Source organism: Photobacterium ganghwense, assembly GCF_017329545.1.
GTDB lineage: Bacteria > Pseudomonadota > Gammaproteobacteria > Enterobacterales > Vibrionaceae > Photobacterium > Photobacterium ganghwense.
Genome location: NZ_CP071325.1, coordinates 2,768,856 through 2,785,307, shown reverse-complemented (window position 1 = coordinate 2,785,307; position 16,452 = coordinate 2,768,856). Strand labels below are relative to the sequence as shown.

The following is a 16,452-nucleotide window of genomic DNA, read 5'->3' as shown; positions in this document are numbered from 1 at the left end:
ACTGTCCCCAGTAAGCTGCACTTTGTCTTGCGTAAAAAGGGAGTTGTGACATGCAACACGCGCAAAGTGAGAATCAGTCACTGAATCCGGTATTCTCACCCGACAGTGACCTTTTTTTCTCCTCCGCCTACCGGACCGTCAGAGGACGGGGAATTAGCCAGCGGATTACCACCCCCGCCATTAACGGCGAACACCCGCACAGCGAATTCCAGCAGGTCATTTCGCAGCAATTTGCCGAGGCAAAAGCCCGCGGCATCGAAAATCCTATTCTTATCGGTTCGATTCCGTTTGATGTCTCCGAGCCTTCTTGCCTTTATATTCCCGAACAGGTTGAAGTGACCGAACACAATCCGGTGATGGTCAGCGGGCAATCTGACGCGGCTCGGGCCAAGCCATTCCACGTCTTGTCGACCCGCAGTGAGCCGGAAGAATCGGTGTTCAAACACGCAGTCGCTCAGGCGGTAGAGAAGTTCCATCACACCCGTCTGGAGAAAGCCGTGTTGTCTCGGGTCCTTAATATCGAGCTGAGCGACACGGTTTCGGCCCACGATATTCTTGCCCGGCTGATCAGCCAAAACCCGCAGGGGTTCCACTTTTCTGTTCCGCAGCCGGATCAGTCCGTATTGCTGGGCGCCAGCCCTGAGCTGCTGATTCGCCAGGAAGGAAACCACATTCTGTCTAATCCACTGGCGGGTTCAGCGAAGCGTCAGGCTAGTAAAGACGCGGATGAGCAAATCAGCCAAGCGCTGCTTCATTCGCAAAAAGATCTCTACGAGCACCGGCTGGTGATAGACGAGATCGCCCAGCAGCTAGCGCCATATTGCCGTGAGCTCGACGTCCCGGCCGGCCCGTCACTGATTCATACCCCCGCGATGTGGCATCTGTCGACTCGTATCGAGGGGCAGCTCAACGTCTGTGAGAATCAGGAACCAGCAACTCAGTCAGCCAGCGGCCAAGCCAGCCTTAATGCCAACAACAACTCTAGTAACAAGGCCAGCTACAATGTGCTGCAACTGGCCTGCCTGCTGCATCCGACCCCCGCGGTGTGCGGTTTCCCGTTTAACTTGTCCCGTGATGCGATTAAAGAGCTGGAGCCGTACGAGCGCGGCATGTTCACCGGCATGGTGGGCTGGTGTGACTCCCAGGGGAACGGTGAGTGGGCGGTGACCATCCGCTGTGGCAAGGTGTTTAACAACTCCGTACGGTTGTTTGCCGGGGCCGGTATTGTCAATGCGTCCTGTCCGCAGGCGGAGTGGGCCGAAACCGAGGCTAAATTGGGCACCATGCTCAATGCCTTCGGACTGGGCGAACAGGTGGTCGCATGAGCATTGCGTATACCCCCTGGCCGGCCGAGATTGCCGCTTCATATCGGGAGAAAGGCTATTGGACCGATGTGCCGATGACCGACATCCTTATCCGTCATCAGAGTGAGCGCGCGGAACACCGGGCGCTGATTTGCGGCGAGCGCAGCTGGACGTATCGCCAGTTGGAGCTGGACGCTGCCCGATTGGCGGATTCGCTGCTGCAGCTGGGCGTAAAACCGGGGGATACCGCCCTGGTGCACCTGCCAAATGTGGCAGAGTTCTACATTGTCTTTTTTGCCCTGATGAAACTGGGCGTGGTGCCGGTGAATGCGTTGTTCAGCCATAACCGCCACGAGCTGTCGGCGTATGCCGGGCAAATTCAGCCGACGCTGGCGGTGGTGTCTTCCCGCCACAGCTTGTTCGCCGACAATGAGTATCCACAGGCGCTCAGCCAGCAGTATCCTTCGCTGCAGCACTGGCTGGTGGACGGTGAGACTTCTGATGAGGCGCCTTTGGGCCACTCGCTGGCTGCGGCTATCAAAGGTGAACTGACCGCGACTCATATTGTGTCTGACAATACCGTGTCTGGTAGTACAACACATGGCCACAATGACGCCCTCCGCTCATGGCCTGAGCTGGATGCCTCTGAAGTTGCCTTCTTCCAGTTATCCGGCGGCAGTACCGGTACGCCGAAACTCATTCCACGTACTCACAATGACTACTACTACAGCGTGCGAGCCAGTGCCGAGATTTGCCTGCTGGACCGCGACTCGGTTTTCCTCTGTGCATTACCGGTGCCGCATAACTTTACCCTGAGCTCTCCGGGAGCGCTGGGGGTGTTCTATGCCGGAGGCACCGTGGTACTGGCACCGGAGCCTAGTCCGATGACCTGCTTCCCGCTGATCAAACGCCATCAGGTCACCATGACCTCTCTGGTGCCGCCGGCGGTTACATTGTGGCTACAGGCCGCGGCCGATGATGGCTCAGAATTGGCAAGTCTGCAGTTTCTGCAGGTTGGTGGTGCCCGGCTCGGGGAGAGTCTGGCTCGCCGTATTCAGCCGGAACTGGGCTGTCAGTTGCAGCAGGTCTTCGGCATGGCCGAAGGGCTGGTGAACTACACCCGCTTCGACGACAGCGAATGGCATGTGCTCAATACCCAAGGGCGGCCTATCAGCGAAGATGACGAAATCCGCATCGTTGACGAAAACGGTCAGGATGTGCCGCGAGGCACCCCCGGTGCGCTGCTGACCCGTGGCCCTTATACCTTCCGCGGGTACTACAACAGCCCCGAACATAACCAAACCGCGTTTGATCAGGATGGCTTCTACCGCTCCGGCGACGTGGTGGTGATGACTGACGACGGCTACCTGATGGTGGTTGGTCGTGACAAAGATCAGATTAATCGTGGCGGCGAGAAAGTTGCGGCGGAAGAGATCGAAAACCAGCTGCTGGCCCTGCCGGAAATCACTCAGGCCGCGCTGGTGGCGATGCCGGATCCGGTGATGGGTGAGAAAAGCTGTGCCTTTATCGTTACCACTAACCCCAAACTCAAAACCATTGCGATTCGAAAGCATCTGCGGGCATGCGGTATCGCCGACTACAAGCTGCCCGATCGCATCGAAACCGTCGATGCCATGCCGATGACCCATGTCGGCAAAATTGACAAAAAAGCCCTGCGTCAGCAGATCGCCGACCAAGTTCACGCCCAGTTACAGCCTCAGCCAGAAAAGGACGTTTTATCATGACTATCCCATCATTGCCGACTTACACCATGCCAGCTGCCGAGGCGTTTCCTGCCAATAAAGTCGAGTGGGCATTTGCGCCGGAGAAAGCGGCTTTTCTGATCCACGACATGCAAGAGTACTTTGTCAGTTTCTATGAGCGTGACAGCGCGCTGATGCAGACCTTGCTGAGTAATCTGGTTGCCCTGAAGCGTTTTTGCAAAGCCAACGGTATTCCGGTGATTTACACCGCCCAGCCGAAAGAGCAGAACATGGCAGATCGTGCCCTGCTCAACGACATGTGGGGCCCGGGCCTGAACAAGTCTCCTGAGCTACAACAAGTGGTTGAGGCGCTGGCGCCGGAAGCCGGCGATACCGTCCTCGACAAGTGGCGTTACTCGGCGTTTCAGCGTTCGCCGCTGGAGCACATGCTCAAAGAGCTGGGTCGGGATCAGCTGCTGATTGGCGGGATCTATGGCCACATCGGCTGCCTGATGACGGCGGTGGATGCCTTTATGCGTGATATCAAACCGTTCATGGTGGGGGACGCCATTGCTGATTTTTCACTGGAAGAGCATGAAATGGCGCTGCGCTATGTGGCCGGACGGGCCGGGATGGTGGTGTCTACCGCCGCCTTGATTGGAGAGCCTCAACAGCCTCAACTTATCGATGACCAGCAGGATGACCTGCCTGCTGTTCTGACCCGCAGCGGCCTGCTGGCGCGCATTGCCGGCCTGGTGGAAGAAGACGTCAACGAGTTTGATCCGGATGAAAACTTGGTCGATTACGGTCTGGATTCGGTGCAGATCATGTCATTGATCACCGAATGGCGTAAGCACGGGATTGTGCTCAACTTTGTGCAGCTGGCGGAGGAGCCTACGTTTAACCACTGGTGGGCTCTGCTGGCAGAGGCATTGCAGAACACGCCCGCATTGGCACCACAACGCGGGCAAAAGGAGGCGGTGGCATGATCGCCCTGAATACTGCCCAGCACGGCTTGTGGCTGGGCCATACCCTGAATGAAGACAAAGCCCTGTTCAACACCGCTGAGTGCATCGTGTTTGAAGGGAAGGTGGATGCCGAAAAGTTGGCAGCGGCGGTGCGTCAGGCAGTGGCAGAAAGCGAATGCCTGTCCTGCTATTACCGTAGTGAAAACGAACAGCCGTATCGCATTGCCGCCTCTGAGCCGGTGGCATTTGATGTGGTGGAGCTGTCTTCGGAAGCGGGAAGCAAAGCCGAGGAGATTGCGGCAGTGCGTCGCTGGGCTGAAGAAGATATGACACTGGCGTTCGATCTGGAACAGCAACTGCCGTGTCGTTTTGCCCTGCTTCGTGGGCAGCAGCATGACTATCTCTACAACTGTGTCCATCACATTGCGCTGGACGGCTTTGGTACAACCCTGATGTTCCAGCGGATTGCCGAGGTTTATTCGCTGTTGGTGCAAGGACAGATGGTCACCCCGTCGCCATTCGGCAGTTTCAGCGCGGTACTGGACGAAGATCAGCAGCGCCGCGATTCCGGGGCGTATGACAAAGCCCGTCAGTTCTGGCTGGAAACGCTGGCAGGGAATACTGCACCGTCGTCGTACAGTACCGAGATAGCCCCGATAGCCGCCCGGTTCCATCGGCAGAGCACCACCTTCAGTGACAGCCTGTGGCAGCAGTGCCAGACGCTGGCGGACCAGCATCAGCTGACCTGGGCGGATATTTTCCTTGCCGCGCTCTGTACCCATCTGCGTCAGTACAACACGGCTGTCAGCCACAATGGTGCCAACAGCAATATCACCAGTAACGGCAATAGTAACGGCAACAGCGAGCAGGTGGTGCTGGGTATGATGGTGATGAACCGGCTGGGATCGAAGTCCCTGACGGTGCCAAGCATGCAAATGAACATTGTGCCGCTGGTGGTTGAGGTCTCCGATGAGGATGACCTGCTGAGTGTGGCGCGCAAGGTCGCGGCACACAAAAAGAAAATGCGCCGTTTCCAGCATTATCGCTATGAAGATCTACGCCGTGACCTGAACCGGGTCGGCGGCAGCCAGCGGTTATACGGCGCACTGGTTAACATCATGCCGTTTGATCACCCGTTGCAGTACGGCAATCTGGCGGCCGATACCCTGAACCTCAGTGCGGGGCCGGTGGAAGATTTGACCATTGAGCTGCACTGTAAATCAGAAGGACTGCCGGTGGTTGACTTTGACGCTAACCCGGCGGTGTACGAAAAAGGTCAGCTGGCGGGGCTACAACAGGAACTGTTGACCCTGATGGCTACCTGGCTGACTGAACCGACCCAAACGACGGCCTCGCTGCTGGGTGGCCTGCACGCGCAGGCACGGCTTGCTGCGTTGATTCCTGGAGAGCCGCGGCGCCCGGCAGCCATCTCAGTCCTGGCCGAGATTCGGCGTCATGCGACTGAACACCCGACCGCAATTGCCGTTGAGCAAGAGGGGGAGTCACTGACCTATCAGGTGCTGGTAGAAAAAGCCGAGGCTGCGGCCGGTACGTTGCGGGCACAGGGAATCAGCGAGGGAGAGAAAGTTGGCGTTGCGCTGAGCCGTTCGCTGCCGTGTATCACCACTGTGCTGGCCGTCATGCTGAGCGGGGCGGTGTATGTACCGCTGGATCCGGACCAGCCAATTGAGCGCCAGAGCAGCATCGTCAGTCAGGCCGGGATCCGCACTGTGATCACCGAGGCCCAGTATCAGCACCGTCTGTCAGTACTGCCGGTCACGATTCAGCTGGCGGGGCACCTACAGTCTGCGGGGTTAGTTGAATCTGGCCCTTCTGATACAACCTGTTTTTTCAATGAAGGAAGTGCGTTCACCGAACCTGCAGCATCTGAGCTGGCGTACATCATGTTCACTTCCGGGTCGACCGGCCAGCCGAAAGGCGTGGCCATCAGTCATCATGCGATGAACCATTTCGTGGCCGCAGCGGCGGCAACCTACGGTGTCACCGCAGCTGATCGCGTGCTGCAGTTTGCCCCGTTCAACTTCGATGCCAGCATTGAAGAAATCTTTGTCGCCCTGAGTCAGGGAGCGACGCTGGTGCTGCGTACCGACGCTATGCTGGAGTCGATGGCAACCTTCTCCGATTCGGTGCAGGCGGCAACGATTTCAGTGCTGGATCTGCCGACGGCCTTCTGGAACGAGTGGGTAGTCAGTTTGCAAGCAGGCACTGCCTCCCTGCCAGGCACACTCCGTGGTGTGATCATCGGGGGGGAAGCCGTGTATCCCGAGCCGCTGGCGCAGTGGCAGAAAGCGGTACAGAACGCGAGACAGGCGGCTGGTTCTGCCGGTACTGGCCTGGCAAACGGTATTCACCTGTTTAACACCTACGGTCCGACAGAAACCACGGTCGTGGCGACCTGCACTGACCTGCAACACTTCCGCGGCGAGCACAGCCAGTTACCGATTGGCCTGCCACTGCCCGGTGTTGATGTGCTGGTGCTCGACAGCCAGTCTTGTCCGGCGGCGACCGGCGAGCTGGTCATCATGGGGGCCACCCTGGCAGACGGTTATCTGGGCCAGAACCACCCGGCATTTTCGACCTTGCAGGTCGGCGATGAGTTGCGCCGGGTTTATCGCACCGGCGATCGGGTCACGCTGGAACACGGCCAGCTGGTGTATCTGGGACGGATCGATAACGAATTCAAAATCAGTGGCTACCGGATTCAGCCGGGCGAAGTGGAATCCCATCTGCTGGCGCTGACCGGCATTGAAGAAGCCTGCGTGCAGGGAATGGTGTTTGATAACGGTCTTCGTCGTCTGGTGGCGTTTGTCGCCGGTGAGCAGTATGACCGCTTTAATGCCCTAGCTATCAAGAAAGCCCTGCAGGAAAGCCTGCCGCCAGCGATGATCCCGACCGATTTCCGCTTTTTCCCGTCGTTGCCGAAAACCGGCAGTAACAAGGTGGATCGTAAAGCCTTGCTAGCGGGCTATCAGCAAGACAGCACCGGACAGGTGCTGGCCAGCGAAACGGAGAACCGGGTCGGTGCGATCTGGCAGCAGATCCTCGGGGTGGGCTCAATTGACTCGCAGGATAACTTCTTTGAACTGGGTGGCCAGTCGTTGCAGACCATCCAGATCGTGAACCGTCTTGGCTCGGAGTTTGAAGTCAGCATCAAGGTGTCAGACGTGTTTGACCGCCCGGTATTGAGTGATTTCTGCCGCTATCTCGACGAGATGCAGCAACAAAGTGAAGATGAAGTGGAGATGGTGTGGTGATGGCAGAACAACAAACCGCAATGACCTTTACCGGTCAGTTCGAGAACAAAGTCGTATGGGTGACCGGTGCTGCGCGCGGGATCGGTCATGAGGTGGCGATGAGCTTCCATCGTCTGGGTGCCCGGGTGATGGGGCTGGACATTGATTTCAGTGCCGCACGCGACGAGGGTATCAGCCATCCGTTTGCCACTTATGAGGTAGATATCAGTGATCCGGCTGCAGTCAGTCAGGTCGCACAGACCATTCTGGCCGCGGAGCCAGTGATCGATGTGCTGGCGAACGTGGCCGGGATCCTGCGAATGGGGCAAACCGAAGAGCTGACCGTTGATGACTGGCACACCTGTATCAACGTCAATGCCTCCGGGGTGTTTTACCTATTGCAGCAACTGATCCCGGTGTTCAAGCCGCAGCGTCACGGAGCGGTGGTCACCGTCAGCTCCAATGCTGCGCATATTCCGCGTCTTCACATGACCGCGTACTGTGCTTCGAAAGCGGCGCTGACCAGTCTGGCCAATTGTGCAGCCCTTGAGCTGGCTCCTTACGGTGTGCGTTGCAATGTGGTGTCACCGGGGTCAACCGATACCCGGATGCAGCGATCTTTGTGGCACAGCGACGATGCCGAGCAGCTCACCATTGCCGGTTTCCAGGAGCAGTTCAAATTGGGGATTCCGCTGGGCAAAATTGCCCGGCCGGAAGAGATCGCTCAGGTGGTGGTTTTCCTGGCGTCGGATCTGGCCAGCCATGTCACCATGCAGGACATTGTGGTGGATGGCGGCGCGATTCTTAACGCCTGAGCAGGCGCACATCAGCGATACAGCAAAACACGACACAGGAAAACATCATGACAGACATGATTTCATTACTGGCAGACCTTGAGCGCAAAGGGATCCGGCTGGCCCTGAATGAGAAAGGTCAGCTGACTTCCCAGTGCAGCAAGCAGGCGCTGACACCGGAAATCGGGCAACAGATCCGAGACAACAAAGACGCCATCATTCGCTGTCTGCACGCCCGCCAGGCGTACGAACAACCGATCCCCGTACAACAGGCGGCCTCCGGGCCGCTTTCTTTCTCCCAGAGTGGCCTCTGGTTTATTGAGCAGTACGAAGATAACTCGCATCTGTACAACATGCCGGTGCATTTTCGCCTGACCGGCAAGCTGGATGTCGCCGCGCTGGAATACGCCTTCTCGGCGCTGGTGTCCAAACACGCCAGCCTGCGTACCCGGTTTGTGCGCAATAGCCAGGGCAAAGGTGAACAACATATTGCCGCGCAGGCTGAGCTGGCGGTCACTCATCATGACCTGTCTCATCTGGCGCATGCCGAGCGCGAGCAGGCACTGGTGAAAATGGTCGAGGAAGATATTTATCGCCCATTTGATCTGGAAAAAGGCGAGCTAACCCGGGTGGAGCTGGTCCGGTTGGGTGAAGAAGAGCACCTGCTGATGCTCACCCAGCACCATATTATTTCTGATGGCTGGTCGGTGAAAAATATGTTTGCCGATTTCAAGCAGGCCTTTCTTGCCTATCAGAATAGCCAGCCGCAACCGATAACACCGACGGCGGTCAACTATATCGACTATGCCCACTGGCTCAACTCTCCGGCCTTCCGTGACTACCACGAAGAGTTCCGCCCGTTTTGGGTGGAGCGCCTGAAAGGTATCCCGGAAGTGCATGCCCTGCCGCTCGACAAACCGCGCCCGGCCAGCCACAACAATGATGGCGCACTGGTGTTTTCATCCATTCCGTTGCCGCAATGGCAGCAGTTCCAGCGTTTGTGCCAGCAACATAGCACCTCGTATTTTATCGGCCTGCACGCGGTGTTCTCACTGCTGATGGCCCGTCTGGGCGGCGACAGGGATGTGGTGATCGGGACGCCGCTGGCTTATCGCGAGCGCGCTGACATCGAAGATGTGGTGGGTTTTTTCGTCAACACCATTGTGTTACGTACTCAGCTGGATGACAGCCTGACCTTCGCCGAGTACCTGCGTTACTGCCGTGAGCAGGATCTGGCCGCGTTTGACCATCAGCTGTTCCGCTTTGAAGCCCTGAGCGAAGCCATCGGAGCCGACCGTACCACGGCGCTTAACCCGATTTTCCAGATCATGCTGGTTTATCAGGCCAAGGTGGATTTCAACGATCTGATCCCCGGTTGTGGTGCAGTGGAAGAGCCGTCTCCGGTGTTGCCGGCGAAAACCGATTTGTCGCTTAAGGTTACTGAGTTGGTAGACGGTGTCCGGCTGGAATGGCTCTACAGCAAAGGGGTGTTTAAGCACCAGACGGTAGCCCGTTTCGCCGAGATGTTCCTGATGCTGCTGGATGGCATTCTGGCTGAACCGCAATCGCCGGTGATGGAGCTGCCGATGGTAGACCGCCAGCATCAGGCCCGAATCGGCAAGGCGCTGGCCAGTCTGGCTATGGCTAATGGTGAGCCCATGGCTGCTGGTGAAATGGTTACTAGTGAGTTGGCTACTAGTGCGTTGGTTACTGGTGAATTACCTGGTGATTCTGCGGCCGTGACGGATGCTCTGCGGATCCATGAGCAAATCAGCCGCCATGCCGCAGCGTATCCGGCACAACCGGCGGTGACCGGCAGCGACAGGACGATTACTTATCAGGCGCTGGATCAGGCCGCCAACCGCCTGGCGCAGTATCTACTGGCGCACATGACCGATGAATCGTCTGCCGAGCAGAAAATCGGGGTGGTCGCGAGTCGCACGACCCAGTATGCGGTTGCTGCGCTGGCCGCCTGGAAAGCGGGAATGAGTTATGTCCCGCTGGATCCCGCTTACCCGACGGCACGGTTACAGCACTTGGTTGACGACGCCCAACTGGCGGTGGTCATTGCGCCGGATGCGCAGTTTGCTGAGGCGCATCCGGGGCTGACCGGATGCCAGGTAGTCAATGTGACGGAAGCGGCAACGGCGGCGAGGCTGGCCCAGACCGCTGCGACGGCACCGGCAATCACGGTGACGGCGCAAGATCTTGCTTACGTGATCTACACCTCGGGCTCGACCGGTCTGCCAAAAGGGGTGGAAGTGGAACATGGCGCATTTACGAACGTACTGACCGACCATACTGCCCGTTTGCACATGACATCCGCCAGCGTGATGTTTAACCCGATGTCGCTGGCATTTGATGCCGGTAACATGACGGCGATACTGCCATTGTTTGCCGGATCGAAACTGGTGCTTGGCGAGCCGGATGACACCCTGCTGGAGCAGGCCGAAGCGCACGGTGCGACGCATATGATCAGCTCGACCGCGCTGTTTGCGGCCATGGCTCCTCGTCCGCTGACCTCACTCAAAACGGTGGCATTTGGCGGCGAAGCGTGCCCGGCCAATCTGCCCGCCAGCTGGCAGGGCAAACTGCGCCTGCTGAACATGTATGGCCCGACCGAGTTCACTGTGACCGCGCTGGTCAAAGAGTTGCAACCGGGAGAGCCGGTGACCATTGGCCATCCGGTTGAGAATACCCAGGCCGTGATTTTGGATGAACAAGGACAGCTTTGTCCGGTGGGCGTGGCCGGTGAGTTGTGCCTGGCTGGCAGGGGGCTGGCACGGGGTTACCTTAACCAGCCAGCGCTGACCGCGAATGTGTTTGTCACGCGGGAGATTGCCGGGCAGACCGTTCGCTGTTATCGCACCGGTGATAAAGCACGCTGGCTCAATAACGGCGAAGTGGAGTACCTGGGCCGGATTGACCAGCAGGTAAAACTGCGCGGTTACCGGATTGAGCTGGCTGAAATTGAAAATCAGATTGCGAAAGTTGCGCCGCAGCTCCATCAGGTTCGAGTGATCGTGGCCGGTGAAGGCGTGCAGCGCCAGCTGGTGGCCTATGCCACGGTGGAATCAGTGTCTGAGATGATGCCACATACCTCACCGGCTGGACGTGTCGAACCGGGGCAAATTTTGGCGGCCGCAGCCCGTATTCTGCCGGAATATATGGTGCCGGTAGAACTCATTGTGCTGGATGAGCTGCCACTGACCGTAAACGGCAAACTGGATATCAGCCGGTTACCGGCTCGCCAGCTTGTAACCGGAGACGGTGCTCAGCCTGATAATGACCTTGAAGCTGAGGTACTGGCGATTTGGCGCGAGGTGCTTAACACCGAACTGGGTGTTGAAGATGACTTTTTCCGTCTCGGCGGGGATTCGATCCTCAGCATTCAGCTCAACACTCGGCTGCGTGATGCGGGCTTTGCCTGCACCGTCAAAGATGTGTTTGAAGCGAAAACCGTGCGTAAGTTGTGCCGGACGCTGGCAGCCCATTCGCAGCATGAACGGGCGGTTGATGCCGAGAAGGGACAACTGGCCGGTACGTTTGATTTGCATCCGATCCAGCGCTGGTTCGATGCTCAGCCTTTTGCCCGTCCGGCGCACTGGAATCAGGCGGTGGTACTGGCTATTCCTGAGGTAGATTCTGCCCGGCTGACCAGCATGATGGCCCAACTGCTGGCTCACCACGATGCCTTGCGTCTGCGGGTAACGGACGACAATGGCACGCGCCGCCAGCGTTATCAGGCGTCGGTGACAGTACCGGAACTGGTGGAACTGGATGCGGCGAACATGACCGAAAGCGAACTGTATGATGCGCTGACGACGCTGCAATCGCAGTTCGATCTCGTCAACGGGCCGGTAATGGCCTGGGCGCGGGTGCGTCATTTGCCGTTGCCAAAGGCTCAGTCCGAGCAAGGCGCAGAGCCCCAGACTGGACTGTTCCTTGCGCTGCATCACTGGGTGGTGGATGCGGTTTCCTGGCGTATTCTGGCCGAAGATCTGCAGCGTTTGTATCAGGGGCTGCCGCTGCCGGCGAAAACCTCCAGCTATCGCCAGTGGGGCGATGCCCTGAAAGCCTATGCTGATCGTCATCCGGAACAGTTTGACTATTGGCACAGCCAGCTTGAGGCGGCTCAGTCACGTTGTGAGTCCGCTAGCGATGCCCGCTACTGCGCGTTACCAAATCAACTGAACCGTGACAGTGATGGCAAGGTGATTCCGAGCCAGGCGATGCTGGAACTGGATGAGAGCGAGACTGAACGTCTGGTCGGTAAGGCAAACAGTGCCTTTACCACAGAGGTGCGCGATCTGCTGCTTGCGGCTCTGGGTATGACGTTCAATGAACTGGGCTGGGGCGAGCAATCGACCGTGATGCTGGAAGGGCATGGCCGCGAGGACATTGCCGAGCAGCTCGATGTCAGCCGTACCGTCGGCTGGTTTACCAGTACCTATCCGTGTACCGTTGCCGTGCAGCCTTCGCTGGCGGAGACGATCAAGCACACCAAAGAGGCGCTGCGGCAGGTTCCGGATAATGGCATCGGCTTCAATGCGCTGCGTAGCTACCATCCACAGGGCGCGCAGCTGACGTTCTCGCCAGTGGTCTTTAACTACCTAGGGCGTCAGACCCGCAAGCAAGGGCTGCAACCGGAACCGTGGCGTCCTCTGCCGGTGATACCGGGGCAAACGGCTTCACCGCTGAACCCGGGGGCTGAGCTGATCAGCCTGCATGGCGGGATCTATGAAGGACAACTGACAATGCGTCAGGTCGGGGTTCTGGAGCAGGCTCTGAGTGAGCAGTTTATGGCGGCATTTAAAGCCAACCTGCTGGCCGTGATCCGTTACTGTGAGCAGCACACCGTGACTCACGGCAGGCAGTCGACGCCGTCAGATCACCCGTTGGTCACATTGACCCAGCCAGAGCTGGATGCGTTGTCAGAACGGTTTGATATCGACGCGTTGCTACCGGCGTCTTCGCTGCAGCAAAGCATGTTTGCCCATCAGCAGCGTTGCCCTGACGATGAAGCGTATCTGCTGCAAACCCCGATCCGATACCAACAGCCACTGGATCTGACCCGTTACCGGCAGGCATGGCATGCGGTCGTCAGCGCTTATCCGGCATTGCGGACGGTATTAAGCGGGCCGTTTGGCGAGGCAAACCCATTGATTCAGGTGGTGCAGCGTCAGTGTGTACTGCCGTTTGACGTGGTGGATCTGACCGATGAAGCTGATCCGCAGGCGGTGATTGCCGCATACTGCACGCAGGATCGCCAGCAGGGAATCCCGCTGCAAGGCGAGGCGCTGTTACGCGTGCGCTGTTTCCGTCTGGCGGACGATGATATTCAGGTGATCTTCAGCTGCCACCACGCGGTGATTGACGGCTGGAGTGGCCCGCGTCTGTTTGCGGCGCTTCATCAGGCGTATGAATCCTTGTCTGAGAGCGAGCATATCGAGGAATCCGCTGTGCTGCCGGTCGATCAGGCGTATCTGGCCCATGCTGAGTATGCCTTCAGGCAGCAGGCCGACACGGCAGCCTTCTGGGCTGAGAAGTCGCTGGCGACAGCAAAAGCCAATGATCTGACATTGTTGTTTGGTCATGGTTTTGCGGCGTCCCCTTACCAACAGCAACCCGAGGTGGTCAAAACGGCACTGTCGCCGGAGGCGCAGGCTGCTCTGGTGCATTTTGCCCGTCAGGCTGGGGTCACTCACAGCACGGTAGCGCAGTTTGCCTGGCACCGTCTGGTGGCCCGTGCTACCGGTCAGCCGTTAAGTGACCAGCCGACCACCATAGTTGGGAATGTGGTGCCGGGGCGTGATGCGCCGGTTGACGGGATCACCGCCAGCGTCGGGCTCTATATCAATACGTTGCCGCTGATGATGACCTGGCAGGAGTCGCAGCCATTGGCCGTGCAACTTGCCGGGCTGCAAAGTGAGACCATGGCGCTGAACCAGCACGCCACGCAGTCATTGATCGCACTACAAGCCGGACGCGGACGACTGTTTGACAGCGTGTTTGTTTACGAGAACTACCCTCGACCGGAAGCCTCAGAGCAGAAGGCCCCAGAGCAAGAGATGACACCCATCGAACAACCCGTCAATAATCTCCGTGCTGTACTGCAACCGGAGTTCGGACCGGCTTTTGAAAAGGTGGAAATTCCGCTCAGCCTGGTGGTCAATGAGGTTGGCGGCCAGCTGTCGCTGCGCTTTGAATTTGACGGGCAGCAGGTCGAGCCAGCTCGCGCCCGCGAGGTGCTGATGCGTTGGCAGGATGAGCTGTTAGCGGTGATTGCTGCTGATCCGCAGCAAGTGTTGCCACTGACCCCGCTGGCATCTGTGGCTGAGCCGCAATGTTTGAACAGTGAGCATCATGCGAAGGCAGATCCGGCATCTCTTGATGGGCCTTGGCCACCGGCTATTAGCCAGTTGGTCAGTCAGGTGTGGCAGCAGAGTACTTCACTGACGGTCACGCCGGACAGCGCGTACTGGCACCAGCCGTTGTGTGCACTGGGGATTGATTCTCTGGGGGCGATTGCGCTGGTGCAGCGTCTGAACCAGGCGCTGAGTCAGCAGGGGCAGAAGCAGGCCGTGACTCTGGCAGAACTGTATCAGCATGCCACACCGGCAGTGATGTGCCGGGCATTGAGCGAAGCATATGCTCAGCAGCCTGAACGGGAGGTGGCCGATGCCTAATCTGGATCAGACAAACGCTCTGTCCGCGTCTTGGTGCGCGCGTGTTTCTTCACGTGATTCTATATCTTCACGTGATCTTGCAACTATGCTGGAGGCCGCCCTGAACGGGGCGGCCGAGTCCGGACGGATGGCCATCGACTTTGGCGATGCATCGCTCAGCTACCGTGATCTGCTGGCTGATACGGCACGGGTAAAGCAGCGCCTGACGCAGGCGGGCCTGACGGCGGGATGCCGCGTCGGGATCCACCTGGAGCGAACGCCCACTCTGATTGCCTCGTTACTGGCCTGTCTGTTTTCCGGCATGGCATTTGTCCCACTCGATCCGTTGTTTCCGGCGGGGCGGCTACGGGATATTGCTGAGGAAGCGCAGCTGGATGCGGTGCTGGAGGCTGGTCATGAAACTGGCAATAAGGCTGGCAGTGAAGTGCCAGCAGCTATCGGATTTCGCTGCCCGGTTGTTAGCTTGGATGACAATAAAGAACAGACGCGACATCGGACGCAGCAGGGTGGTGTGGGGGCTCTGACACTCAGCCCGAAGCTGAGGCCCGATACCACGGCTTATATGATGTTCACGTCCGGCTCAACCGGCAAACCGAAAGGGGTCGTTATCAGTCATCAGGCGCTGGCAACCTTCCTGTGTGCCGCGGTTGCCAGACTGGAATTGGATGCCCGTTGTCACTGGCTGCTGATCACCACTATCGCGTTTGATATCTCGATGCTGGAGATTTTTGCCCCCTTGCTGGTGGGCGGCCGTTTGTTGCTGACCGATAGCGAAGCACATAAAGATCCTCATGCTGTCGCGGCTACGCTGGCGCAGCACCCGTCTGTGAATGTATTGCAGGCCACGCCGACCTTCTGGCGGATGCTGGTAAACACCGGCTGGCAAGGCCAATCCGGGCTGACCGCGCTGACCGGCGGGGAAGCGCTGGACAGCGGATTAGCGCAGCAGCTGCATTCGCGCTGCGAGGTGCTCTGGAACTGTTACGGACCCACGGAAGCCACGGTCTGGTCACTGATGTCGACCGTGCAGCCGGGGCAGCCGATCACCATCGGTCAGAGTCTGGCCGGGTATGGCCATCTGGTACTGGATGAAACAGCGTCACCGGTGGGCGAAGGGCTGGAAGGGGAACTGTGCATTTATGGTGATGCCCTGAGTGATGGTTACTGGCAGCGGGCGGATTTGACCGCGGCGCAGTTTGTGGTTCGTGCAGACGGGCGGCGTTATTACCGCACCGGTGATAAAGTCCGGCGGCTGGCGGACGATCGCTATCAGTATCTGGGACGGCTGGATGATCAGGTTAAGCTGCGCGGCTACCGGATTGAGCTGGGGGAGATCGAAGCCCGGCTGCGCGAGCTGGATGGTGTCAGTGATGCAGCCGTCAGGTTGGAAGGCGAAGGTGAGCAGGCGATGCTGGTGGCGTATCTGGAGCAGGATGCTCAGGCTGGGGCACCAATTTCGCAAGAAGTGACTCGCTCACAAGGAATGCTTCGCTCACAAGGTATGACGCGTCTACAGCTGCGTAAGGCACTGGCGGCACACTTGCCGGGCTACATGATTCCGGGACGGTTCGTGTGGCTGAACAGTCTGCCGAAAACCGCCAGCGGTAAGGTCGATCGTAAGCGGCTGGTGGCCGGTTAGCGACGGATTGGTATTCCTCTCTTGTCTTTAACCGACAAATAAACTTAACTGACAAAAAAACCGCCGAAAGGCGGTTTTTTGTTTAGCGTGGCAACCAGTGG

Annotated in this window: 7 protein-coding genes; all 7 read left to right on the top strand. The window is 58.3% G+C overall.

Features of this window, described 5'->3' with window-relative positions:
- Positions 1-50 precede the first annotated feature (50 nt).
- The 7 genes from FH974_RS12630 to FH974_RS12600 are packed head-to-tail and all read left to right on the top strand — an operon-like array spanning position 51 to position 16,351.
- Positions 51-1,325 carry an isochorismate synthase gene (locus FH974_RS12630; RefSeq protein ID WP_207103319.1) on the top strand — a complete coding sequence of 425 codons (1,275 nt, stop codon included), beginning with the start codon at positions 51-53 and terminating at the stop codon, positions 1,323-1,325.
- The gene (locus tag FH974_RS12625; RefSeq protein ID WP_047886552.1) at positions 1,322-3,049 is read left to right on the top strand and encodes a (2,3-dihydroxybenzoyl)adenylate synthase; all 1,728 of its coding nucleotides are present in this window, start codon (positions 1,322-1,324) and stop codon (positions 3,047-3,049) included. Before FH974_RS12630 ends, FH974_RS12625 begins: the two co-directional genes overlap by 4 nt.
- Positions 3,046-3,996: an isochorismatase gene (locus tag FH974_RS12620; RefSeq protein ID WP_047886553.1), complete on the top strand. Its 951-nt coding sequence runs from the start codon at positions 3,046-3,048 to the stop codon at positions 3,994-3,996. Before FH974_RS12625 ends, FH974_RS12620 begins: the two co-directional genes overlap by 4 nt.
- Positions 3,993-7,250, top strand: a complete 3,258-nt coding sequence (locus FH974_RS12615) for a non-ribosomal peptide synthetase (RefSeq protein ID WP_047886554.1) — start codon at positions 3,993-3,995, stop codon at positions 7,248-7,250. The genes FH974_RS12620 and FH974_RS12615 overlap by 4 nt, the downstream gene beginning before the upstream one ends.
- Positions 7,250-8,044: a 2,3-dihydro-2,3-dihydroxybenzoate dehydrogenase gene (gene dhbA, locus FH974_RS12610; protein WP_242551831.1), complete on the top strand. Its 795-nt coding sequence runs from the start codon at positions 7,250-7,252 to the stop codon at positions 8,042-8,044. The genes FH974_RS12615 and dhbA overlap by 1 nt, the downstream gene beginning before the upstream one ends.
- A gap of 47 nt (positions 8,045-8,091) precedes the next feature.
- On the top strand, positions 8,092-14,712 hold the full coding sequence (locus FH974_RS12605; protein WP_047886555.1) for a non-ribosomal peptide synthetase: 6,621 nt from the start codon (positions 8,092-8,094) through the stop codon (positions 14,710-14,712).
- On the top strand, positions 14,705-16,351 hold the full coding sequence (locus tag FH974_RS12600) for an amino acid adenylation domain-containing protein (RefSeq protein WP_169776052.1): 1,647 nt from the start codon (positions 14,705-14,707) through the stop codon (positions 16,349-16,351). The genes FH974_RS12605 and FH974_RS12600 overlap by 8 nt, the downstream gene beginning before the upstream one ends.
- The last annotated feature ends 101 nt before the right edge of the window (positions 16,352-16,452 follow it).

Coding starts and splice junctions, on each gene's coding strand:
- dhbA (WP_242551831.1), top strand. CDS start 7,250: ATGGCAGAACAACAAACCGCAATGACCTTTACCGGTCAGTTCGAGAAC.
- FH974_RS12605 (WP_047886555.1), top strand. CDS start 8,092: ATGACAGACATGATTTCATTACTGGCAGACCTTGAGCGCAAAGGGATC.
- FH974_RS12620 (WP_047886553.1), top strand. CDS start 3,046: ATGACTATCCCATCATTGCCGACTTACACCATGCCAGCTGCCGAGGCG.
- FH974_RS12615 (WP_047886554.1), top strand. CDS start 3,993: ATGATCGCCCTGAATACTGCCCAGCACGGCTTGTGGCTGGGCCATACC.
- FH974_RS12630 (WP_207103319.1), top strand. CDS start 51: ATGCAACACGCGCAAAGTGAGAATCAGTCACTGAATCCGGTATTCTCA.
- FH974_RS12600 (WP_169776052.1), top strand. CDS start 14,705: ATGCCTAATCTGGATCAGACAAACGCTCTGTCCGCGTCTTGGTGCGCG.
- FH974_RS12625 (WP_047886552.1), top strand. CDS start 1,322: ATGAGCATTGCGTATACCCCCTGGCCGGCCGAGATTGCCGCTTCATAT.